At 45.0% G+C, this 25,890-nt stretch carries 11 protein-coding genes; 2 read left to right on the plus strand and 9 right to left on the minus strand.

The window, feature by feature from the left end:
* Window positions 1-36: 36 nt before the first annotated feature.
* From NG55_RS18425 to NG55_RS21480, 5 genes are all read right to left on the minus strand, one after another.
* On the minus strand, window positions 37-10,035 hold the full coding sequence (locus tag NG55_RS18425; RefSeq protein ID WP_065344066.1) for an ESPR-type extended signal peptide-containing protein: 9,999 nt from the start codon (window positions 10,033-10,035) through the stop codon (window positions 37-39).
* 485 nt (window positions 10,036-10,520) lie between these two features.
* Complete coding sequence (locus tag NG55_RS18430) at window positions 10,521-11,315, minus strand: hypothetical protein (protein WP_065344067.1); 795 nt, start codon at window positions 11,313-11,315, stop codon at window positions 10,521-10,523.
* 255 nt (window positions 11,316-11,570) lie between these two features.
* Complete coding sequence (gene tpgA, locus NG55_RS18435) at window positions 11,571-12,383, minus strand: trimeric autotransporter adhesin/peptidogylcan-associated protein TpgA (protein WP_065344068.1); 813 nt, start codon at window positions 12,381-12,383, stop codon at window positions 11,571-11,573.
* Window positions 12,384-12,443: 60 nt separating this feature from the next.
* Window positions 12,444-18,566 carry a YadA-like family protein gene (locus NG55_RS18440; RefSeq protein WP_171258007.1) on the minus strand — a complete coding sequence of 2,041 codons (6,123 nt, stop codon included), beginning with the start codon at window positions 18,564-18,566 and terminating at the stop codon, window positions 12,444-12,446.
* Window positions 18,560-21,439 (minus strand): ESPR-type extended signal peptide-containing protein, encoded by a 2,880-nt coding sequence (locus tag NG55_RS21480; protein WP_171258008.1) that lies wholly within the window; start codon window positions 21,437-21,439, stop codon window positions 18,560-18,562. The genes NG55_RS18440 and NG55_RS21480 overlap by 7 nt, the downstream gene beginning before the upstream one ends.
* Window positions 21,440-21,703: 264 nt before the next feature.
* On the opposite strand from NG55_RS21480, the gene NG55_RS18445 reads away from it, so the two are divergent.
* Entirely contained in the window at window positions 21,704-22,795 is a 1,092-nt protein-coding gene (locus NG55_RS18445; protein ID WP_065344069.1) for an AraC family transcriptional regulator, read from the plus strand.
* A 335-nt stretch (window positions 22,796-23,130) separates the two neighbouring features.
* On the opposite strand, the gene arsB is transcribed toward NG55_RS18445, so the two are convergent.
* The 4 genes from arsB to NG55_RS18465 form a co-directional block, all read right to left on the minus strand.
* A complete protein-coding gene (gene arsB, locus NG55_RS18450) occupies window positions 23,131-24,171 on the minus strand; it encodes an ACR3 family arsenite efflux transporter (RefSeq protein WP_065344070.1) in 1,041 nt (346 codons plus the stop codon).
* A gap of 6 nt (window positions 24,172-24,177) precedes the next feature.
* The gene (locus NG55_RS18455) at window positions 24,178-24,498 is read right to left on the minus strand and encodes a metalloregulator ArsR/SmtB family transcription factor (protein ID WP_016543106.1); all 321 of its coding nucleotides are present in this window, start codon (window positions 24,496-24,498) and stop codon (window positions 24,178-24,180) included.
* Window positions 24,499-24,539: 41 nt separating this feature from the next.
* Entirely contained in the window at window positions 24,540-24,965 is a 426-nt protein-coding gene (gene arsC / locus NG55_RS18460) for an arsenate reductase (glutaredoxin) (protein ID WP_065344071.1), read from the minus strand.
* 168 nt (window positions 24,966-25,133) lie between these two features.
* Window positions 25,134-25,364 (minus strand): hypothetical protein, encoded by a 231-nt coding sequence (locus tag NG55_RS18465; RefSeq protein ID WP_065344072.1) that lies wholly within the window; start codon window positions 25,362-25,364, stop codon window positions 25,134-25,136.
* 238 nt (window positions 25,365-25,602) lie between these two features.
* Here NG55_RS18465 and NG55_RS21150 point away from each other — a divergent pair, with 238 nt between their 5' ends.
* Window positions 25,603-25,836 carry a hypothetical protein gene (locus NG55_RS21150; RefSeq protein ID WP_016543103.1) on the plus strand — a complete coding sequence of 78 codons (234 nt, stop codon included), beginning with the start codon at window positions 25,603-25,605 and terminating at the stop codon, window positions 25,834-25,836.
* Window positions 25,837-25,890 lie beyond the last annotated feature (54 nt).

The following is a 25,890-nucleotide window of genomic DNA, read 5'->3' on the forward strand; positions in this document are numbered from 1 at the left end:
AAAGGGAGAACCGAGATGGTTCCCCCTGAATTCAAATCAATCAAATACGCCGCTTAGACCGACACGGAAACTTGGATCACCCTGTGAAGCTGCTGCCACACCTGTTGTCAGCGACCAACGCCCATTATCTGCGGTTTTACGAAGTGTGAGGCCCACTGCATTTTCACCACCATGATAAGCAGCCCCAACCGCATAAGTATATTTACCTGAAATATACGGCGCGGTTTCCAATGCCATCGCTGCTGCAACCCCAGCATTGGCCATTTTTTTGACATCATCAATCCGTTGATTGGTATCGTAGAATGCCTGTTGCATTTGATCTCCAAGATTGGTGATTCGATCACCCAAGGCCTGATCTGCATTGTTTAAAGCATTAAGTGCATCTCCCACATTGTTATGTGTATTACCGCCGACCTCATAACTCGGTGCGGTCCAACCAGTACTTGGATCATAGCCGGCTCCGCCACCTAAGGCCTTGCCCACATTTTCATAAGATTGATGCAATTGGCTACCGTTAATTGCATCTTTTGAATCCACTGCAATTGCACCGTCAGCCACAGCTGTAACTTTCTGATTTCCAGCATTCACCCCTCCTTTGGTGATACTTGGCCCTCCCGTGATACGCACACCATCTGCTGCAATAGTTGTACCTCCAGCGCCACCCACATTGACTTGATTGGCAGCAGCCACACTATCAACCTGAATATCTTTGGCTAGACCCACCTCAAAGTCCTTACTGCCATCAGCTTTGGTGGTTGGCGTGACTAAAATATTGCCATCTTTATTGCTGACCGTTGATTTGGCAGCTGCTGCGTCACCTCGAACAGAGTTGATTGCATCATTGATATTGTCTTGGCCTGTTCCGCCAATGTTCTCACCCACAATCGTTCCATCTGGATTAATTGTCGTATTTCCACCCACAATGTTTTTCACACTGTCTGCAACACCGTGTAATTGACCACCATTCACTGCATCTTTCGAGCCTGCCGCAACCGTACCATCGGCGACACCCGTAACTTTGTTATCGCCTGCATCAATGCCTGCTTTCGTCACACTTGGACCGCCTGCGATACGTAGACCATCATCATTGAGCACCGTATCACCCGCAGTCACACTATCGACTTTAATATCTTTGGATAGACCAACTTCATAATCCGTACTGCCATCTGCATTCTGACGACTACTTACTGTGACATTTTCATCGCCAGCTGCTTTACTTACCGTGGTTTTTGCTGCTTGAGCCGCTTTACCTACAGCACCAATTGCATCATTGATGTTATCTTGACCAGTTCCGCCAATGTTGCTTGTGCTAATGCTGCCATCAGGATTCACCGTGGTATTACCACCAATCGCTCCTGCAACACTATCCGCAACACCTTTTAACTGGCTGCCATTAATCGCATCTTGTGAGTCAGTTGCAATACGTCCAGGTGCAACGCCACGAATCACGGTATTGCCAGCATCAATACCAGCGGCACTAATACTTGGCCCAATGTTATTGCCAGTTGCATCGACAAAGCCAATCCCTGCTTGATTGATGACAGTGCCATTCCCAAGCTGATCTTTCAGGGAGATACCTTTGGCGGCATACTCGGCTTGATTGCCCTCAGCATCTTTAACTTGAGTACCTGTTGCATTTAGAACAGTTTCGTTGCCGTCCGCATCCGTTGCAGTGACACGATCAAATTTCACATCTTTTGCAGTGGCAACGTCATAGTTGGTACTGCCATCGGCATTGGTTGATTCAGTTACGACAATATTGTCACCTTCGGTGACTGTGGTTTTTGCTGTCACTGCATTTTTACGTACGGAGTCAATCGCATCATGGATGTTAGCTTCACCCGTATTCCCCACATTGCTGGTGGTCACTGAGCCATTTGGATTCAATATCGTTTCACCACCAATGGAGTTTCTAACGCTGTCTGCAACACCATGCAGTTGACCACCATTGATTGCTTCACTTGAACCTGCGGCAACCACTCCATCTGCAACACCACTGATTTTTCCTGTCGCGCCATCAATATTCACATCGCCCACGGTGACATTGTTAAACTCAACATTATCCGCAGTCGCCACTTCATAAATGGTCTGACCATCTGCACCTGTGCGGCTTTCAACCGTCATATTCTTGCCTGCTTCAACCTCAGTTTTGGCAACAGCAGCGGCACGATCCAATTGCCCTTTATTGACGGCATCACTTGAGGCTGTGCCATCTGCGACATTCGTGATTGGATTACCTGCAGCATCAATTCCTGTTTTGGTGATACTTGGGCCATTGCTGATGGTGATGCCTTCGGTATTGATGAGGGTATCGCCTGCCATGATGCTATCCACTTTCAAGTCACGGTTTAAGCCGTATTGAATCGTGTTGCCATCTTTGCTGACAGTGAGGTTCTCTTCACCTTGCACCGTTCCGATATCAACCGTATCGCCTGCTTTGACTGCACCTACATTGTCAGAGCCATTACTTTGTAGGTTCCAACCCTTGTCTAATTCAGTCAGCGCATCACCTACATTACTGACGGATATCCCGTTGATCTCATAGTTTGGTGCAGTCACCGTGCCATCTGGATTGACAATTGAGCCTCCACCTAATGCACCTGAGACACTTTGTGCTGTACCTGCCAATTGGCTACCATTAATTACATCAGTCGAAGTTGGATTTACATCACCTGCTGTTACACCACTGATTTTTCCTGTTGTGCCGTCAATCGCGACATCACCAACTTGAACTGAATCAAAATCTACATCACGTGCAGTAGCGACTTCATAATTGGTACTGCCATCGGCATTGGTTGATTCAGTCACCACCATATTGTCACCTTCGGTGACTGTGGTTTTTGCTGTCACTGCATTTTTACGTACGGAGTCAATCGCATCATGGATGTTAGCTTCACCCGTATTCCCCACATTGCTGGTGGTCACTGAGCCATTTGGATTCAATATCGTTTCGCCACCAATGGAGTTTCTAACGCTGTCTGCAACACCATGCAGTTGACCACCATTGATTGCTTCACTTGAACCTGCGGCAACCGCTCCATCTGCAACACCACTGATTTTTCCTGTCGCGCCATCAATATTCACATCACCCACTGTGACATTGCTAAACTCAACATTATCCGCAGTTGCAACGTTATAAATGTCTTGTCCATCTGCTCCTGTGGTTTTGGTCACCGTGATGTTCTTACCTTCGGTCACTTCGGTTTTTGATGCCGCAGCCGCTGAATCTAATTGATCCTTGTTAACCGCATCGGTACCCACTGTGCCTGGTGCAACATTGCTGATTTTGTTACCCGCAACATCAATACCTGCTTTGGTGATACTTGGGCCATTGCTGATCATTACACCATTGTCATTGATGACGGTATCGCCTGCCGTGACGCTATCCACTTTCAAGTCACGGTTTAAGCCGTATTGAATCGTGTTGCCATCTTTGCTGACAGTGAGGTTCTCTTCACCTTGCACCGTTCCGATATCAACCGTATCGCCTGCTTTGACTGCACCAGCATTGTCAGAACCATTGCTTTGTAGGTTCCAGCCTTTATCCAAGGCATTAATGGCATCACCCACATTGTTACTTGCTACACCATTGACGTTATAGCTTGGTGCTGTGACTGTGCCATCTGGATTGACTACCGAACCACCGCCTAAAGCATTCGACACACTCTGCGCTGTCCCTGCCAATTGGCTGCCATTAATTGCATCGGTTGAGCTAGGATTGACATCACCTGCGGCTACACCACTGATTTTTCCTGTTGTGCCATCAATCGTAACATCACCGACCTGAACAGAATCAAATGCAACATCATCCGCAGTCGCCACTTCATAAATGGTCTGACCATCTGCACCCGTGCGGCTTTCAACCGTCATATTCTTGCCAGCTTCGACTTCGGTTTTTGCGGCTGCTGCTTGCCCACGGACTGAGTTAATCGCATCATGGATATTGTTCTGCCCCGTATTCCCAACATTACTAGTGCTAATTGAACCATCAGGGTTTAACGTTGTTTCCCCACCGATCGAATTCCTAACACTATCCGCCACACCATGCAATTGACTACCATTAATCGCATCGGTCGAAGTCGCAGTCACATCCCCTGCTGCAACACCACTGATTTTGCCGGTGGTACCATCAATCGTGACATCACCGACTGTGACATTGTTAAACTCAACATTATCTGCGGTTGCCACGTTATAAATGTCTTGTCCATCTGCTCCGGTGGTTTTAGAAACCGTGATGTTCTTACCTTGCGTCACTTCGGTTTTAGCGGCGGCAGCGGCATCGTCTAACTGACCTTTATTGACGGCATCACTATCATTCACACCTGCACCGACATTGGTAATTGGATTACCTGCGGCGTTGATCCCACCTTTGGTGATACTTGGGCCATTTGTAATGGTCACACCATTATCATTCACTAAGGTGTCACCAGCTCGAACACTATCGACATTCAAATTACGGTTTAAACCATATTGAATGGTGTTACCGTCTTTGGTCACGGTGAGATTTTCTTCACCATTAACTGTACCAATATCGACCGTATCTCCTGCTTTCACCGCACCCGCTTTGGCACCATTACTTTGTAGATTCCAGCCTTTGTCTAATTCTGATAGTGCATCACCAACGTTACCGACCGTGTTTCCGTTAATGTCGTAGCTTGGTGCAGTCACCGTGCCATCTGGATTGACCACCGAACCACCACCTAAGGCATCAGATACACTCTTGGCTGTGCCTGCCAATTGACTACCATTAATCGCATCGGTCGAAGTCGCAGTCACATCCCCCGCAGTCACACCGCTGATTTTGCCGGTGGTACCATCAATCGTGACATCACCGACTGTGACATTGTTAAACTCGACATTATCTGCGGTTGCCACGTTATAGATGTCCTGTCCATCTGCTCCCGTGGTTTTAGAAACCGTGATGTTCTTGCCTTGCGTCACTTCGGTTTTAGCGGCGGCGGCGGCATCGTCTAACTGACCTTTATTGACGGCATCGCTATCATTCACGCCTGCACCGACATTGCTGATTGGATTACCTGCGGCATTGATGCCAGACTTGGTGATACTTGGGCCATTTGTAATGGTCACACCATTATCATTCACTAAGGTGTCGCCAGCTCGAACACTATCAACATTCAAATTACGGTTTAAACCATATTGAATGGTGTTACCGTCTTTGGTCACAGTAAGGTTTTCTTCACCATTAACTGTACCGATATCGACCGTATCTCCTGCCTTCACCGCACCCGCTTTGGCACCATTACTTTGCAGGTTCCAACCTTTGTCTAATTCTGATAGCGCATCACCAACGTTACCGACCGTCGTTCCGTTAATGTCATAGCTTGGTGCTGTCACGGTACCATCTGGATTCACCACCGAGCCACCACCTAAGGCATCTGATACGCTTTTCGCTGTGCCTGCCAATTGACTGCCATTAATCGCATCGGTCGAAGTCGCAGTCACATCACCTGCTGCAACACCACTAATTTTGCCGGTGGTACCATCAATCGTGACATCACCGACTGTGACATTGTTAAACTCAACATTATCTGCGGTTGCCACGTTATAGATGTCTTGTCCATCTGCGCCTGTGGTTTTAGAAACCGTGATGTTCTTGCCTTGCGTCACTTCAGTTTTAGCGGCGGCAGCGGCATCGTCTAACTGACCTTTATTGACGGCATCGCTATCATTCACACCTGCACCGACATTGCTGATTGGATTACCTGCGGCGTTGATCCCACCTTTGGTGATGCTTGGACCATTAGTAATGGTCACCCCATTGTCATTCACTAAGGTGTCGCCAGCACGGACGCTATCAATTCGGAGGTCTTTGTTCAGTCCGTATTGAATGGTATTACCATTCTTGGTCACAGTCAGATTGTCTTCACCATTAACTGTACCGATATCAACCGTATCTCCTGCTTTCACCGCACCCGCTTTGGCACCATTACTTTGTAGATTCCAGCCTTTGTCTAATTCTGATAGCGCAGCACCAACGTTATTGCTTTCTACGCCATTGACAGTATAGCTTGGTGCAGTCACGGTACCATCTGGATTGACCACCGAACCACCACCTAATGCATCCGATACGCTCTTGGCTGTGCCCGCCAATTGACTACCATTAATTGCATCGGTCGAAGTCGCAGTCACATCACCCGCAGTCACACCACTGATCTTGCCCGTGGTGCCATCAATCGTGACATCGCCCACAGTCACATTATTAAAGTCCACATCATCTGCTGTAGCGACCTCATAGTTAGTACTGCCATCAGCATTGGCTGATTCTGTGACAGTGATATTTTTACCATCCGTCACCGTATTTTTACCTGCCGCGGTTGCTGCATCTAATTGGCTTTTATTGACCGCATCTGTACCTGCAACACCTGCACCGACATTGCTAATTATATGACCCGCCGCATCAATGCCTGAATTGGTAATACTTGGCCCATTATTAATCGTAACGCCATTCGTGTTGATGACCGTGTCACCTGCGGTCACGCTATCCACTTTCAGATTTCGATTTAGAGCATATTTAATGTCATTACCCGTTTTAGTGACGGTTAGATTTTCCTCCCCATCAGCAGTGCCAATATCAACCGTATCACCAGCTTTGATCGCTGCACCACCAGCCCCATTGCTTTGTAGATTCCAACCTTGATCCAGCGCTTCAATCGCATCACCAACATTATTGATTGGTGTTTCATTGACGATATAGCTAGGTGCTGAAATTGTGCCATCTGGATTCACCACCGAGCCACCACCTAAATGATTGGCTGTGGATTCAGCTAAATTGCCGACTGCTGCTTGAGTGGAATACAGTTGTGAACCATTAATTGCATCGGTACTCGTTTCAGTTACGCGACCCGCAGCAACATTGGTTATTTGTCTCTCATTGCCCTCGCTCCCGACACTGACCACACTGCTTGGGCTTGTGCCCGCATAGTTATAAGTAATGCCACCGACTGTACCATTAGCGGTTGGATTGGCTGCTGAAGTAATCGAACCAGCACCAAGCGCAACATCATCCGCATTGGTTGCGGTTGCACCAGAACCGAGTGCCACACCACGGGTCGCTTGTGCATTGGCAGTATCGCCTAATGCAATGGCACCTGCCGCAGCGGCTGTTGAGGTATTCCCTAGAGCCACTGAACCCTGACCAATGGCTTGGTTGGTATTCCCAATCGCGACTGCTCCACTTGCCAAAGAGCTTGCAGCAGTATCACCTGCCGCAGTATTGTCCTTACCTAAAGCAACTGCACCACTACCACTTGCTCGGTTTGGATCACCGATCGCGACCGCACCATCACCATTTGCAATCTGATCTCGACCAATCGCAACCGCGCCACCGTCTGTGGTTTCTGAATTAGCAGTGGTTCCATCCGAACCAATTGCAACATTTTTGCCTGTCGCTCCTGTGGTGACTGCGTTTCCTATCGCAATATTGTCACCGCCTGTACCTGCAACCGTAGTCGCACTATTACCTAATGCAATATCATTATCGCTCTGTGCCTTAGCTTTATCGCCTGTTGCAATCGAAGAGTTTCCTAGAGCTTCAGCTTGGTTACCTTGTGCCACAGAAGCATCACCTTCTGCTTTTGCTAAGTTTCCTAAAGCTAACGATGCGACTCCTTCAGATTTTGCATAACTTCCAACCGCAATTGAATAATGTCCAGCGGCCTCTACATCAGCCCCCTGTGCAATCGAATAATTACCATTTGCTGTGGCCAAATTACCTATAGCTGTTGACTGGATTCCCCTTGCCCATGCTTTCGAACCTATCGCTGAAGAGCTAGCTCCAGTTGCTTCCGTCTCATTCCCTAAAGCGATCGTATTCGACTGATTAGCAATGCTATTCGCTCCTATAGCAACAGCAGAATTGACAATTCCATTAGCAATCTCACCTGAAGCTTGGGCATTGCGACCAATTGCAATATCACCTTCATTTTGTGCTTGAGTTTCTGTACCTAATGCTATTGCAGTAGCTGCCGCAGCATTAGCAGTATCACCTAACGCAATGGCACCTGCCGCAGCGGCTGTTGAGGTACTCCCTAAAGCCACTGAACCCTGACCAATAGCTTGGTTGGTATTCCCAATCGCAACCGCACCATTAGCTGCGGTTGTCCCTGCTGAATCCCCAGCGGCAATATTGTCTTTCCCTAATACAATCGCACCATCACCATTTACAATATTTGGGTCACCAATCGCGACTGCGCCATCGCCCGTTGCAACCTGATCTCGACCAATCGCAACTGCACCACCATCGGCAGTTGATGAATTGGCTGTGGTGATTCCTGAACCGATGGCAACATTTTGACCTACTGCACCTGTGGTCACCTTATTTCCTATGGCGATGTTCTTACCACCTGTGCCCGCCACTGTCGCAGCATCACTTCCTATCGCAATATCAGCAAAACTTTGCGCTTTGGACTGATGACCTGTCGCGACCGATTCTGAACCTAAAGCTTGTGCCCGACTTCCTGCCGCAAATGAGTAACTTCCTGATGCAACCGCACTATTACCCACTGCAGATGATTCAAGACCACTTGCATTTGCATTGTTTCCCAACGCGCTAGAAAGATTGCCAGATGCTTTTGCTGAGTTTCCTACAGCAATTGCATTATCGGCAGATGCTTCAGCAGCATTCCCTATCGCTGCGGCAAAATTATCAGTGGCTCTTGCTGCATTACCAATGGCTAAGGTATTGTTTCCATCCGCCCTAGAAGTTCGCCCTAAGGCAATCGCTGAAATATTACCTGTTCCGCTACGTGCATAAGCGGCATCACCTACCGCCATATCCCCACTGGTCAAAGCCTGAGAAGCATCTCCTATTGCTAGTGATTTATCCCCTGTAGCCTGTGCTGCTCGTCCTATCGCTGCTGACCCTATACCACTTGATACAGATCGATTTCCAATTGCAGTTGCATCTACAGCAGAAGCCTTCGCTGCCGTATCTGGCGTTTCTCCTGAGCCAATTGCAATTGCTTTGTCTGCTGAAGCATTTGCATTGACTCCTAAGGCAGCAGTTCCATTTGCTGTAGATTGCGCTCCATCTCCCAATGCAATGGATCGATCCCCCGATGCTCGAGTATTTTGCCCAATTGCTGCTGCACCAGTTCCGCTCGCCAAGGAAAGATGACCAATGGCTGTCGAACCAACTGCCGTAGCTCTTGCGGCAGTTGCTTTGGTATTTCCAGAACCAATTGCGGTCGCATTATTCGCTGATGCGGTTGCATTTACACCTAAAGCTGCTGAACCATTTCCCGTTGCTTGTGCAACCGCACCAAAAGCCACAGCTCCTAAACCTGCTGCATTGGCTTGTACACCAAAAGCTGCAGATGCATCCCCTGTTGCTTTTGACGTCATCCCATAAGCGGAGGCAAAGTCACCTGTTGCTAAAGCTTGTACACCCACTGCTGTGGAACCCTGCATAGCCGTCGTTGTGGGGTATTGACCAGCAACAATCGTCCCTCCAGTAATTTGATTGTATTTTGTTCTTAATGCCGCATCATTTGCCAATCGATCTACATCATCACCACCTATGGCAACCGAAGAGTTTCCTGTTGCTCGAGTATTTGCACCTAAAGCTACAGATTGATCACCTCCAGCTCGAGAGAATGCACCAATTGAGATACTTTGATTTGAAACACCACCAACCGATTGTGTTGATGCAGCTCGACCAATTGCAATTGAATCATTTGTTGGTGCACAAGCATTTGGACCGACTGCAATGCTATTGGTCGATTCTGTACCACTACCTGTACTGGTCGAGGTACAATTTGTAAATGTTGATCCACCACCTGCTTCATAACCTGCAAATGTATGACCACTATAAAAAATTGAACCCATAACCGTTGCCAGTATGACTGGCGTTAGATGAGATTTTGTATAAAGAGAATTTGCATTTAAGGGAGGGCTAAGTGCTGCTGTAGTCTCCACCGAAACATTACGTTTTTTCGTTGTACCACGAGCAAGTTCTGAAACGACCGTCCATAAACCTAAATATTTATTCCAAACTAAGCGATATATTTTATTCATGATCCAGTGCCTTTATTATTAATTAAGCACTGTTTAATTTAGAGAATAAAATTAGAGGATATTTAACAATTAAATCTAAAAACTTAACAATCAAGTTGCTTTTTTTGTAAGTTTTAAAATCAAATCAAAAAATAGACAAACATTAACATTATAGGAGTGTTTAATAAACAGAATAGGCAGGCCATATTTACATTTGAAACATTTTTATAATTTTTTAATATTAGCCATCCTATCTAAAACTTTGTAATCAATTTCAATTAGTTGACTATTCGCTAGATAGGATCACGTATTGATGACAATCATATCCATTCATTCTGTTCACACAAGCATAGCAATGGTCAAACATGCTGCCATAGCCAATTCACTCTATTTAAACCGTTAAATAGAATTGAACTGACCACAGAGGACAAGTATTTAGCACGCCAAACCATTTTCGAAGTGTTTGCTATAAATCCAAATACTCATCCATAAGCAAGCGACATATTTCACGCTAAGAATGGTTTAATTTTGTCATAAACAAAATTATAGTATTCATCTGATTGATGTTTTTCGATTTTCTCAAAACCTTCATCTACCCTTTCATCTTGATCCCAAAAGCTACCATCCATAATGTAGTGCTTAAAGCGGATATGTTTGGGGGAGTTAGATTTATCTCCATTCTTTTTGGTATTTAAATAAGGTATTTGAGATACAAACATATAGCCAATAAAAATTGGAAATTCCTGTGATATTTTTAACAATGCCTTGAATGCCGCCTTAGAGCTAAAGTGCGAATCCACAATTTCTATAGCGACATAGGGGTGTTTTTCGACCCACCCAAAGTACGCTTTAGAACGTCCAAAAATATCAAACCGTAAATAACTTTCTTCAGAAACAGAAAACTTAACTTCCTTTGCCCACTGATAATTTTCCAATAAATTGAGTACGGTAAGCTGATGCTTTCCGACCTCCTTACATTTTTCATAAATACCAATTCTTAGATTTTCACTTGAGGTTGAGTTCGCATTATTTTCAAGAAAGTATAAAAATTCATCCCGTTTTTCATCATGTCGCGACGTATCTTTAGGCTCACCTTTATCAATATCACCACGATGTGAACTTTTCCTATAAAAATGTGGTGTGTCTGGATGGTTTCGAATCCCTAGTAAAATATTCCTATTTTTATTAAAAAGATTTTTCTCTCTTAATACTGCTCTCAGCTCAGCATCCCTGAGCTGAGTTGCAAAGACCTCAACAGTTTCATTACCTTCTTCATAAAAAGCACTTTCGTATTTTGCCATTTCTAAACCTTTATTATTAAATATAACCAAAGTATCTCTTAAAATAAAACCATCTCAGCTAATCTCTTCATAAAAAACAAAGTGTTTTATTACGAACAACCTAGCTTCATAACTTTATTCAAGTCCATAAATAAATATTAACTCCCAAAAACAATCCCATTTAACCTATTCCACACAGAAATATATGTTTATAAAAATAATTTTATAAATAGTTTGAGCAGCTATATTTATAGCTGCCCTATTTATTGTTTTAGCTTACCACTGAATATTCACACGACGGTTTGGTGCTAAACATTGAACCAGTTGTGTATTACGTGCTTGACCTGAACATTCCTGATAAAGACTTGTTCCACCACTGACTTGTAATTGGATGCGTTTAGGATCAACTCCTTGCTGTACCAACAATTGCGCCACAGTATTGGCACGACGAGAAGATAAGTCTTGGTTATAGGCAAACTTACCAAGCCGATCTGCATAACCCGAAACAAGCACAGGATTTTGAGACTGTTGAATTGCACTCACCATCGTTGCCAGATTGGTTGAACTTGGTTCGATTGCATTGGCATCTGAACGGTCAAATGCAAAGAATACAATTCCAGTCTGCGGAGCAGCCTGAATCGGTGCAGGTAAAATAGCAGGGACCACATTATTGGCACCCCAAGTCATCAAACCTTGACACTCTTCACCTTTCCAAGATAAACGATTGGCAATATATTTTTTGTCATAGTCAATACGCAGTTGGCAACGCTTATAATCCTGCGTATTGGGTACACGAATATCCAAGACATAATTCCATGTTTTCACGGCAAATACGCCTTCACTAAAGTGAGGATTACCGAGAATATGGCGGAATTGATCTTTGTTCATACCGACATCTAAACGGGCAACATCGTTATATTCATAACGCTTCACCAGTTTAAGATAACTTTTATTCACCTCAGGAAAAGTCACCTCATCTGTCGTTTGTAATTCTACTTCGCCCTGTGCTTCTGCTACTGCTGGTGAAGCCTGAGTATTGAATGCAATACCCGTAAGCACCATCATCATTAAAGTTTGAATCTTATTCATATCTGTTCTCACTTAATTCTTGTAAATGGAAAGGAGAGCCTTACGACTCTCCTAAAAGACTTAATCAATGATGGTACTTACACCAACACGAACCAATGGACTATTGCCTTGACTACCCATCGCAGCACCCGTCGTTAATGACCAGCGACCATTGTCCGCAGTCTTACGGAAGGTCACACCAATTGCACTTTGGTCGTTGTAATAGGCCGCACCTGCTGCCATGGTGAGCTTACCTGGAATAAATGGTGCATTTTCTAATGCCGCAGTTGCTGCAATGCCCGCAGACATTTTGTCTTCCAACTTATCCATACGTTTGTTGGTGTCGTAGAAAGCTTGTTGTAATTGATCACCCAAATTGGTTACTCGGTTATCAATTGCACCGAGTGCATCCCCCACGTTGTCATGTGTGCCACCTGCAACATTATAGCTCGGCCCTTTCCAGCCAGTGCTTGGGTCATAACCCGCACCACCACCAAGTGCTGCGCCAACATCTTCATAAGAACGATGTAACTGGCCGCCATTGATTCCATCTTTTGATCCGCTGGCAATGGCGCCATCAGCAACACCTGTGACTTTCTTGCCACCTGCATTGATGCCCTCTTTGGTCATGCTTGGCCCATCTACGATCCGTACACCATCTGCTGCAATCGTGGTTCCACCAGCACCTCCCACATTGACCTGATTCGCATTGACATCTTTCGCCGTCACACTATCCACGGTAATGTCTTTGGCTAAACCAACTTCATAATCCGTACTGCCATCTGCTTTGGTGCTTGGTGTGACTAAAATATTGCCATCTTTGTTACTCACCGATGACTTGGCAGCTTGTGCTGCTTTGCCTACAGCACCAATTGCATCATTGATGTTGTCTTGACCTGTCCCACCAATATTGTCACCTACAATCGTGCCATCTGGATTGATTTTGGTATTACCACCCACAATGTTTTTCACACTGTCTGCGACACCATGGAGTTGGCCACCATTGATCGCATCTTTAGAGCCTGCCGCTACCGTACCATCGGCAACACCCGTGACTTTGTTATCACCAGCATCAATACCATCTTTAGTCACGCTTGGGCCTCCTGCAATAGTTAAACCATTGTCATTGAGCACCGTATCACCCGCCGTCACGCTATCGACTTTAACGTCCTTCGATAAGCCAACTTCATAATCCGTACTGCCATCTGCATTTTGACGGCTGGTCACTGTGACGTTTTCATCGCCATCCGCTTTACTTACTGTAGTTTTAGCCTCTTTCGCTGCTTTACCCACAGCACCAATCGCATCGTTGATGTTGTCTTTACCAGTTCCACCAATATCACTGGTGATAATGGTTCCATCTGGATTCACTGTGGTATTACCGCCAATTGCACTTGATACACTATCCGCAACACCTTTTAATTGACTGCCATTGATTGCATCGGTTGAATCTGCGGTAACACGCCCTGGCGCAACACCAGTGATCACGGTATTACCGGCATCGATGCCACTTACACTGATACGTGGTCCAACGCTATTCCCCATCGGGTCAGCGAAACCGAGACCATCCTGACCAAGAATCGTGGTGTTTCCAGCTTGATCTTTTAAGCTCACACCTTTGGCATCCAGAATGGTTTCATTTCCATCTGCATCCGTCGACGTAACACTGTCAAATTTTACGTCTTTAGCAGTCGCAACTTCATAGTTGGTACTGCCATCTGGATTGGTCGATTCAGTCACCACCATATTGTCGCCTTCGGTGACCGTGGTTTTCGCTGTTACTGCATTTTTACGTACAGAATCAATCGCATCATGGATGTTACCTTCACCTGTGTTACCCACATTGCTGGTGGTCACCGAACCATTTGGATTTAAGACGGTTTCACCACCAATTGCGCTTCGTACACTGTCTGCAACACCGTGGAGTTGTCCGCCATTGATCGCTTCGCTTGAACCTGCTGCAATGGTGCCGTCTGCAACACCACTGATCTTGCCTGTGCTGCCATCAATGTTGACATCACCCACTTGTACTGAATCAAATGACACATCATCCGCTGTCGCAACTTCATAGATGGTTTGTCCATCGGCACCAGTACGACTTGCAACAGTCATGTTCTTGCCCGCTTCAACTTCAGTTTTCGCTGCCGCTGCTTCTCCTTGGATCGCATCAGCGACCGTGTCATAACCTTTGTCATTGACGGTAAATGGACCGCTAAGTCGACCACCCTCATTGGTCACGCCACCACCTAAAATATCGCCCGTAGAGCCGACGCTGTCATTCAGCTGACCACCATTGATCGCTTCAGTTGAACCTGCGGCAACCGTACCATCTGCAACACCACTGATCTTGCCTGTCGTACCATCAATGTTGACGTCACCCACTTGCACTGAATCAAAGTCAACATCACGTGCCGTCGCAACTTCATAGTTGGTGCTGCCATCTGGATTGGTTGATTCAGTTACCACCATATTGTCGCCTTCGGTGACCGTAGTTTTCGCTGTTACTGCATTTTTACGTACAGAATCAATCGCATCATGGATGTTACCTTCGCCTGTGTTACCCACATTGCTGGTGGTCACCGAACCATTTGGATTTAAGACGGTTTCACCACCAATTGCGCTTCGGACACTGTCTGCAACACCGTGGAGTTGTCCGCCATTGATCGCTTCGCTTGAACCTGCTGCAATGGTGCCATCTGCAACACCGCTGATCTTGCCTGTCGCGCCATCAATACGCACACCATCTGCACCACCGACAGTGACATTGTTAAAGTCAACATCATCCGCTGTCGCGACTTCATAAATGGTTTGTCCATCGGCACCAGTACGACTTGCAACGGTCATGTTCTTGCCCGCTTCAACTTCAGTTTTCGCTGCCGCTGCTTCTCCTTGAATCGCATCAGCGACCGTGTCATAACCTTTGTCATTGACGGTAAATGGACCGTTAAGTCGACCACCCTCATTGGTCACGCCACCACCCAAGATATCGCCCGTAGACGCAACGCTGTCATTCAACTGACCACCATTGATCGCTTCAGTTGAACCTGCGGCAACCGTACCATCTGCAACACCACTGATCTTGCCTGTCGTACCATCAATATTGACATCGCCCACTTGCACTGAATCAAAGTCAACATCACGTGCCGTCGCAACTTCATAGTTGGTGCTGCCATCTGCATTGGTTGATTCAGTGACAACAATATTGTCGCCTTCGGTGACCGTGGTTTTCGCTGTTACTGCATTTTTACGTACAGAATCAATCGCATCATGGATGTTACCTTCACCTGTGTTACCCACATTGCTGGTGGTCACCGAACCATTTGGATTTAAGACGGTTTCACCACCAATTGCGCTTCGTACACTGTCTGCAACACCGTGGAGTTGTCCGCCATTGATCGCTTCGCTTGAACCTGCTGCAATGGTGCCGTCTGCCACACCACTGATCTTGCCGGTGCTGCCATCAATGTTGACATCACCCACTTGTACTGAATCAAATGACACATCATCCGCTGTCGCAACTTCATAGATGGTTTGTCCATCGGCACCAGTACGACTTGCAACAGTCATGTTCTTGCCCGCTTCAACTTCAGTTTTCGCTGCCGCTGCTTCTCCTTGAATCGCATCAGCGACCGTGTCATAACCTTTGTCATTGACGGTAAATGGACCGTTAAGTCGACCACCCTCATTGGTCACGCCACCACCCAAGATATCGCCCGTAGAGCCGACGCTGTCATTCAGTTGACCACCATTGATCGCTTCAGTTGAACCTGCGGCAACCGTACCATCTGCAACACCACTGATCTTGCCTGTCGTACCATCAATGTTGACATCACCCACTTGCACTGAATCAAAGTCAACATCACGTGCTGTGGCAACTTCATAGTTGGTGCTGCCATCTGGATTGGTCGATTCAGTGACAACAATATTGTCACCTTCGGTGACCGTGGTTTTCGCTGTTACTGCATTTTTACGTACAGAATCAATCGCATCATGGATGTTACCTTCACCTGTGTTACCCACATTGCTGGTGGTCACCGAACCATTTGGATTTAAGACGGTTTCACCACCAATTGCGCTTCGAACACTGTCTGCAACACCGTGGAGTTGTCCACCATTGATCGCTTCATCCGACGTGGCACTGACTTCACCCGCAGTCACACCACTGATCTTGCCTGTGCTGCCATCAACACGCACACCATCTGCACCACCTACTGTGACATTGTTAAAGTCAACATCATCTTTGGTCGCTACGTTATAGATGTCTTGACCATCAGCACCTGTGGTTTTAGTCACTGTGACGTTCTTGCCTTCAGTCACTTCGGTTTTCGATGCCGCTGCCGCTTTATCCAACTGGCCTTTGTTTACAGCATCACTTGGGGCTGCACCATCTGCCACATTGCTAATTGTATTCCCCGCGGCATTGATGCCATCTTTGGTAATACTTGGGCCATTGGTAATGGTCACACCATTGTCATTGATTAAGGTATCGCCCGCACGAACGCTATCGACATTTAAATCACGGTTTAATCCATATTGGATGGTGTTGCCATTCTTGGTTACCGTGAGATTGTCTTCACCCGCAACGGTGCCAATATCAACCGTATCGCCTGCTTTGACTGCACCCGCATTGGCGCCATTGCTTTGTAAGTTCCAGCCTTTATCCAGCTCTTCAATCGCTGCACCAACGTTGTTGCTTTCTACACCATTCACGGTATAGCTTGGCGCGCTCACTGTGCCATCTGGATTCACCACTGAACCACCGCCTAAAGCATCTGATACGCTCTTGGCTGTACCCGCCAACTGACTACCATTGATCGCTTCATCCGACGTGGCACTGACTTCACCCGCAGTCACACCACTGATCTTGCCTGTGCTGCCATCAATGCTCACACCATTTGCACCACCTACTGTGACATTATTAAAGTCAACATCATCTTTGGTCGCTACGTTATAGATGTCTTGACCATCAGCACCTGTAGTTTTAGTCACTGTGACGTTCTTGCCTTCAGTCACTTCGGTTTTCGATGCCGCTGCCGCTTTATCCAACTGGCCTTTGTTTACGGCATCACTTGGGGCTGCACCATCTGCCACATTGCTAATTGTATTCCCCGCAGCATTGATGCCATCTTTGGTAATACTTGGGCCATTGGTAATGGTCACACCATTGTCATTGATTAAGGTATCGCCCGCACGAACGCTATCGACATTTAAATCACGGTTTAATCCATATTGGATGGTGTTGCCATTCTTTGTCACGGTTAGATTTTCTTCACCTGCAACAGTACCAATATCAACTGTGTCACCTGCTTTGATCGCTGCACCACCAGCACCATTCGTTTGTAGGTTCCAACCTTGATCCAAGGCTTCAATCGCTGCACCAACGTTGTTGCTTTCTACACCATTCACGGCATAGCTTGGCGCGCTCACTGTGCCATCTGGATTCACTACTGAACCACCGCCTAAAGCATCCGATACGCTCTTGGCTGTACCTGCCAACTGGCTACCATTGATCGCTTCATCCGACGTGGCACTGACTTCACCCGCAGTCACACCACTGATCTTGCCTGTGGTGCCATCAATGCTCACACCATTTGCACCACCTACTGTGACATTGTTAAAGTCAACATCATCTTTGGTCGCTACGTTATAGATGTCTTGTCCATTAGCGCCTGTAGTTTTAGTCACTGTGACGTTCTTACCTTCAGTCACTTCCGTTTTCGATGCCGCTGCCGCTTTATCCAACTGGCCTTTGTTTACGGCATCACTTGGGGCTGCACCATCTGCTACATTGCTAATTGTATTCCCCGCAGCATTGATGCCATCTTTGGTAATACTTGGGCCATTGGTAATGGTCACACCATTGTCATTAATAACGGTATCACCAGCGGTCACGCTATCTACTTTCAGGTCACGGTTTAAACCGTATTGGATGGTGTTGCCATTCTTGGTTACCGTGAGATTGTCTTCATCCGCAACGGTGCCAATATCAACCGTGTCACCAGTCCTGATTGCACCCGCATTGGCGCCATTGCTTTGTAAGTTCCAGCCTTTATCCAGCTCTTCAATTGCTGCACCAACGTTGTTGCTTTCTACACCATTCACGGTATAGCTTGGTGCGCTCACTGTGCCATCTGGATTCACTACTGAACCACCGCCTAAAGCATCCGATACGCTCTTGGCTGTACCTGCCAACTGGCCTACCATTGATCGCCTTCATCCGACGTGGCACTGACTTCACCCGCAGTCACACCACTGATCTTGCCTGTGGTGCCATCAATGCTGACCCCATTTGCACCACCTACTGTGACATTGTTAAAGTCAACATCATTTGCGGTTGCAACCTCATAATCAGTACTGCCATCATCGTTAACAGTCTCAGTGACTGTAATATTTTTACCTTGGCTGACTGTGCTTTTACCTGCCGCGGTTGCTGCATCTAATTGGTCTTTATTGATTGCATCTGTACCTGCTGTACCAGGACCAACATTGGTAATTTTATTACCTCCTGCATCAATTCCAGACTTGGTAATACTTGGACCATTTGCAATGGTCACACCATCGGTGTTAATCACCGTGTCACCCGCAGTGACGCTATCTACTTTCAACGCTTTGTTTAGACCGTATTGGATGGTATTGCCATCCTTTGTCACGGTTAGATTTTCTTCACCTGCAACAGTACCAATATCAACTGTGTCACCTGCTTTAACCGCATCCGCGCCAGCACCATTCGTTTGTAGGTTCCAACCTTGATCCAAGGCTTCAATCGCATCACCGACATTATTAATTGGTGTCTCATTGACAATATAGCTTGGTGCGCTCACTGTGCCATCTGGATTCACAACTGAACCACCGCCCAAATGATTGGCTGTTGATTCTGCAAGGTTTCCTAAGGCTTGTTGCGTCGAATAAAGCTGAGAGCCATTAATTGCATCGGTACTTGTTTCACTGACACGACCTGCCGCCACATTAGTCACTTGACGTTCATTGCCCTCACTGCCGACACTGACCACGCTGCTCGGCGTTGTTCCTGCATAACCATAAGTGATACCACCCACCGTTCCATTGGCAGTTGGATTGGCTGCTGAAGTGACCGAACCTGCACCAAGCGCAACATCATCCGCATTGGTTGCTGTTGCACCAGAACCCAATGCCACACCTCGTGTTGCTTGCGCATTGGCGGTATCACCCAAAGCAATTGCGCCTGCCGCTGCAGCTGTTGAGGTATTCCCTAATGCGACTGAACCCTGACCAATGGCTTGGTTAGTATTACCAATCGCTACAGCGCCACTTGCCAAAGTGCTTGCAGCTGCATCTCCTGCCGCAGTGTTGTCCTTACCTAAAGCAACCGCACCACTGCCTGCTGCTCGGTTTGGATCACCGATTGCAACAGCCCCGTCACCTGTTGCCACCTGATCTCGCCCAATCGCAACGGCACCGCCCGCTGCAGTTTCTGAATTGGCCGTTGTCCCATCCGAACCAATTGCAACGTTTTGTCCTACAGCGCCTGTGGTCACCCCATTACCCATGGCGATATTATTACCGCCTGTACCCGTTGCCGTCGCGGCATCATTCCCGATTGCAATATCATTAGCACTATTCGCTTTAGCATCTGGCCCTACCGCAACAGCACTTTCTCCGGCAGATTCTGCACCTGCGCCCACGGCAACAGATTGATCCCCTGAAGCATTCGACAAACTACCAAACGCACTAGATAACTCACCACTCGCTTTTGCATTTGAACCATTTACGGTTGCACCGACTCCTGAAGCTTCTGCAAAATTACCAGTTGCAGTCGCAAAATCAGCAGTTGCTTTAGAAAAAGCCCCAATGGCTGTAGATGCGGTATTACTCGCAATTGCACTTGCACCTATCGCAGATGAAGTCGACCCTGTTGCAGCACTCGCCTCACCAAGAGCAAGCGTATTTCGACCCGCAGCACGAGCGCCTTTTCCGACAGCAAGTGCTGTTCGAACTACGCCATTCTCGGTAATCCCCTGTGCAGTTGCACCTTGACCAACTGCAATATCTTGAGTATTTGTTGCTGTACTTTGTCGGCCCACCGCAATGGTTTCATTACCTGTCGCCTTTGAACGAGTTCCCATTGCAATTGAATCAACACCCGCAGCATGTGGCGATGATGCTAAGTCATAATCTCTAGTTGTGGAGTCACTACTACCAATCGCAATACCACGTTGTCCACTGGTTGTTGCAGAATATCCGAGTGCAATCCCGCCCGTTGCACCAGTATTGACTGTCGCAGTATTCCCTTGGGCAATCGCATAATCGGCATCGGCATAACTCTGACGTCCAAACGCAATCGCTGTTTGACCTGTAACACGGTTGCCAACCCCAATGGCAATACTGTTGGTCCCCACTCCAGTACCATCAGGCGTGGCATTAGCAGCATCGACCACTTGGTTACCCATCCCCATTAAGATATTGTACCCCCCTGTTCCGACGGTACTATTACCTTGCCCCATAAGCACATTATGAAATTGGCTGCCACTCCGAGATACGTTTGCTGTCCCAACCACGGTTGCACCACCCTGTCCCGTAATCGTATTTTGGCGTCCCACTGCGGTCGACCCCGTAAGTACGCCCGCAGCATTTCCTGTTGGTACACCAGCACCATAGGCAACATTTCCATCACCGCGACGGTTAACAATTCGTTGCTGCCAAGTTGAGTCAGTTCCTGAGATGCTATTACCACATCCCATCGCAACACTCCCCCCACCATTACCAGTCGTACCATTTGTTATACTAGCTGCTCCCCCAGCACTATTACATTGTGTTCCATCAGGTGAAATCGCCATACTCGAGCCATTACTTGAGCTTCCACCTCCCGTATTCACCGCAGCAAAAGCTCCTACACTCCAAAAGACAGAGCTAATAGTTAAAGCAATTAAGCTAGGTTTAAGCAGAACTTGTTGATATGTTGCAGCAGATGAGGTGATCTCTGTTTTAATTGATGTATTTGCAGCTACATTTCGTTTTTTTGTTACGCCGCGTGCATTTTCTGAAACAACAGTCCATAAATTTAGACTTTTATTCCAGACCAAACGATATATTTTATTCATAATCAGTACTTCTTAGAGGATTCTAACCCGTACAAATTTAAATAAACAAAACCTACACACTATTAACAATTAAGTCCAATATTTAACAATTGCGTCACATTTTTAGTAATTTTAATGAAGTATTCCCATAATGCATAATAAAGTACATATTAAACAAAAATAATAAACATAATGGGACTATTTTAAGATAAATCACAACTGTATATTAAAGCTCAGGTATAAGTGTGTCATCTCGACATTCGACACCTTTTTTATTCCTATGCTATGAAAAAACAGTTACTTAACATCCATAATGATTATCTAAAATTACTTGTGGATACTGCAACCACATTTGGTGTTCCCAAAGCTGAAGTCATTCGCTATTGCCAAATCCCTTTATCTTTGCTTACTGATAATAACAAACAAGAACGCATTAGTTTTGACCAATGGACAGAGATTATTATTCGCCTACTGGAACTTTTTCCAGATAAAGGCGTAGGTTATCAATTTGGTTTAAATTGTAAGCTCACTGCACATGGCGCACTAGGATTTATATTAATTACCAATAGTTCAATCGGCAAAGTTCTTATTGATTTACAAAAATATTATAGTATGCGTATTCATAAAATGGATTTAGCCGTTTTGAATAAAAATAATAAAATCATTCTAAGGCTCAACCCACTGTATCAACTTCCCACCCAACTCAATGAAAGTAAAAAAAATATAGTCAATCGTTTTTTCCTAGAAAGTGCATTGATTGACATTATTAGTAATTTACAGATGATCACTAACTTTAATTTAACAGGTATTAATATTCATGTGACATGGGATAAAGAAGATTATCATTCCTTTTATGAAAAGCGCTTACCCATGATGCATTTTAATCAAGAGCACAATCAGATTAGCTTTGATCTAAAATGTTTGGATCTGCCACTAACTTTTAGCTCAAATAGTGCTTATCAACTTGCAATGGAAATGGTAAATAAGGAATACCTTTTCTATCAAGATCAAGATAATAAGATTATTTTAAAAGTAAACCAACAACTCAAGTTTACCCCTGGTATCGGTTTCCCAAGCCTGACTGATGTTGCTGAAAAATTAAAACTCTCAGAAAGAACTTTAAAAAGAGAATTAGCGCTTGCCAACACAACTTTTTCTGCACTACTACAATCAAAGAAGTTTGAACTTGCCAAAAAGTTGATTGACTCAAATCGTAATATTCAAGAAATCTCTGATTTACTGGGTTATAGCCATATTAGTGCTTTTTCTCGGGCTTTTTTTGGCTGGACAGGTAAAAAACCAAGTGATTATATTCGTGAACAACGAATTTCTATCAAAAACTATTATATGGAAAAATCTAAAAAAATATATAAATAACACCCCTCAACTTCATCACATTCAACATTATTAACCAAAAAATTAGACATAATATGCATTTTTCACCTAAACCATTCCATTATTAAAAAAAGACAGATACATTATAAAGACTCAGTTTCACCTCAGTCGTTGATACCCCGAATTAGGCGATTGAGGCTTTTTAATCCAAGTAAAAGTTGATAATAAGTTAAAGAATTTATTATCAAATAAAATAAGCTATTTTATATAGCCCCAAGTTTACCCTCAGTTGTCGATACCCCGAATTAGACAACTGAGGCTTTTTATTTTTTAGCCTTACCAATTTATACTTTAAATATAATTTTCTAAATAAAGTGCTAATCCAATCTATTAGAGAAATATTTCTTTCTTAACCACAGAGACACACTGACAAGCGCAATTAAGACAGGAACTTCAACCAATGGCCCAATCACCGTGGTAAAAGCGACAGGTGAAGCCAAACCAAAGGTCACAATTGCAACAGCCAACGCCAACTCAAAATTATTACCCGCTGCAGTAAATGAAATCGCGGTGGTTTTCGCATAGTCATTGCCCATCCACTTACTCATAAAGAAGCTGATGAAGAACATCACGACAAAGTATATGGTCAATGGAAGTGCGATACGAAGCACATCCAAAGGCAAGCTCACAACCTCAGCACCTTTCAGGCTAAACATCGCCACAATGGTAAACAGCAATGCCAACAAGCTGAGCGGACTGATCTTGGGCAAAAAAACATGCTGATACCACTGTAAACCTTTGGCACGGACCAAGATTAAACGGGTCAAAAACCCAAGCAAAAATGGAATACCGAGATAGATCAACACCGCATGGCTAATGGTCCAAAAATCAACATGGATCACTTGCCCTGCAATCCCAAAGTAAGGCGGTAAAAATGTTAGGAATAACCAAGCATAGGTACTAAAGAATAGAATCTGGAAAATACTATTGAATGCGACCAAGGCTGCGACATATTGATTATCACCGCAGGCCAATCCATTCCAGACCAAGACCATTGCAATACAACGGGCCAAACCAATCAAAATCAGTCCAGTCATATATTCTGGATAGCTATGCAAAAAAATGATGGCTAATGCAAACATCAGCACAGGTGCAATTATCCAGTTCTGTACTAAAGATAAAGTTAAGGTTTTTTTGTCTTTAAACACTTGCGGCAGTGTGGCGTAATCCACTTTGGCTAAGGGTGGATACATCATCAAAATTAAACCAATTGCGATTGGAATATTGACTGAATCGACACTCATTTGGTTTAAGTTGACTGGGGCTTGTGGAATAAAGATACCAATTGCTATACCTAAAGCCATAGCAATAAAAATCCAGAGCGTCAGGTTACGATCTAAAAAGGAAAGGGTTTTCATGGCATTTTAATCACAGCAACTTTTTGATACCAAGCTTTGCAAACTTGGAAATAAGGTCACCGCTTGCGTATCTAAAACCGACAGAACCTCATGCCCCCATGCAGGAAGTTGAGGATTGATACGGTAATAGACCCATTGCCCCTGACGGCGATCTTGCAACAAACCTGATGCACGTAATAAAGCCAGATGACGCGAAATTTTCGGTTGACTCAATTGTAATTTTTCAGTCAGATCACATACACATAACTCTTGATGCTGGGCAACCAACATTACGATATTGAGTCGGGTTTCATCAGATAAACACTTAAAAAAAGCGACAGCTTCCATTTCAGTTTCCTATTTAAATCTTCAATTTTCGGGCTTAAGATTTACTGAATTCGCTGACCATGTTCATCAATCACTTGCTCGCCATCTTCTTTGCGAAATGCGCCTTTTTGAGGGAAAGGTAAAATGTCGAGTACCAGTTCCGATGGTCGACATAAACGTGTACCCAAAGTCGTGACCACGAAGGGACGATTAATAAGAATAGGATATTCAAGCATAAACTCGATCAGTTGAGCATCGCTCCAATCGTCTCGATCAAGTGACAAGTTACGATAAGGCTCGACATTCTGGCGGATTGCTTCTCTGACCGTTAATTGTGCATCCCGAATCAAACCAATCAGCTCATCCCTTGTTGGCGGATGAGTCAGGTATTCAATCACGGTTGGCTCAACTCCAGTGTTCCGAATTAAGGCCAGCGTATTACGTGAAGTTCCACACGCAGGATTGTGGTAAATCGTGATGTCGTCCATTGCACTTGATCTTTTAAGAAAGAGAATAATTTATTTATATACGAATATCCATATATATGCAATTCCATATATTAAAAACAAAACCTACCTATGAAAAGACCTCATAAAAATCATTAAGATATAGAGACTAAATCTGGACTATTTTTTAAATCGAGGATGGATGTTGAATTATTGAAAAGCGCTAAAGCGTTCCAATTCATCAATGAGCTGTTTCTTTAAGTCGTCATCATAAATTTTGAATTTTAGTGCCTGGGTGTAGTTTTCAACAAAGATCAGACGACTAAATTCACTGTTTACTAGGCCCTTGCTCACTAAAAATGTCTGATATGCCGAAAGTAAGACATTCAAACGATGGCTTAGTGGTTTGTTGTTTCGCCAGGTCAGCTCTTTTTCATGCATATAAATCGCTCCTCGTTTTTCTAAGCCCTTCCCCTTCATTTACCATGATTTAAATTTATTCGGATGCGTGTTGAAACGTTTTATGATTATTCAGTTTTTATTATATAAATCACGATAATGTTTTTAGATGACGTTTTTATGACAGCTTTAGAATTCTGAAAAAATCAATGAACATCAGCTAGATAAGTTTTCTTTTATAGACTATGCTGTATAGGTCTCTTAAATGTGATATTGAATCATGAGCAGTACCTGTCTGTTAACTGAATTAAATCAAATGATTCATTATTATGTGACACGGAATGGCTATCAACCGACACGAATTATTCTCGGGTATAAAACCTATACCACCCTCATGCAAGACCAACACTTTTCTAACGAAGTGTTAAATTCCGCACTCGATCCCAATAAACGTAAATACAAAAAACTAAAAATCAAACTGACCAAGGATGATGATCAGTTAGAACTTGAATAATCGCAGTGAACACAATCTTCATTTTCGCCCCCTCAAACTAGAAATCGTGTATAG

The sequence above is a fragment of the Acinetobacter gyllenbergii genome (assembly GCF_001682515.1).
Lineage (GTDB): Bacteria > Pseudomonadota > Gammaproteobacteria > Pseudomonadales > Moraxellaceae > Acinetobacter > Acinetobacter gyllenbergii.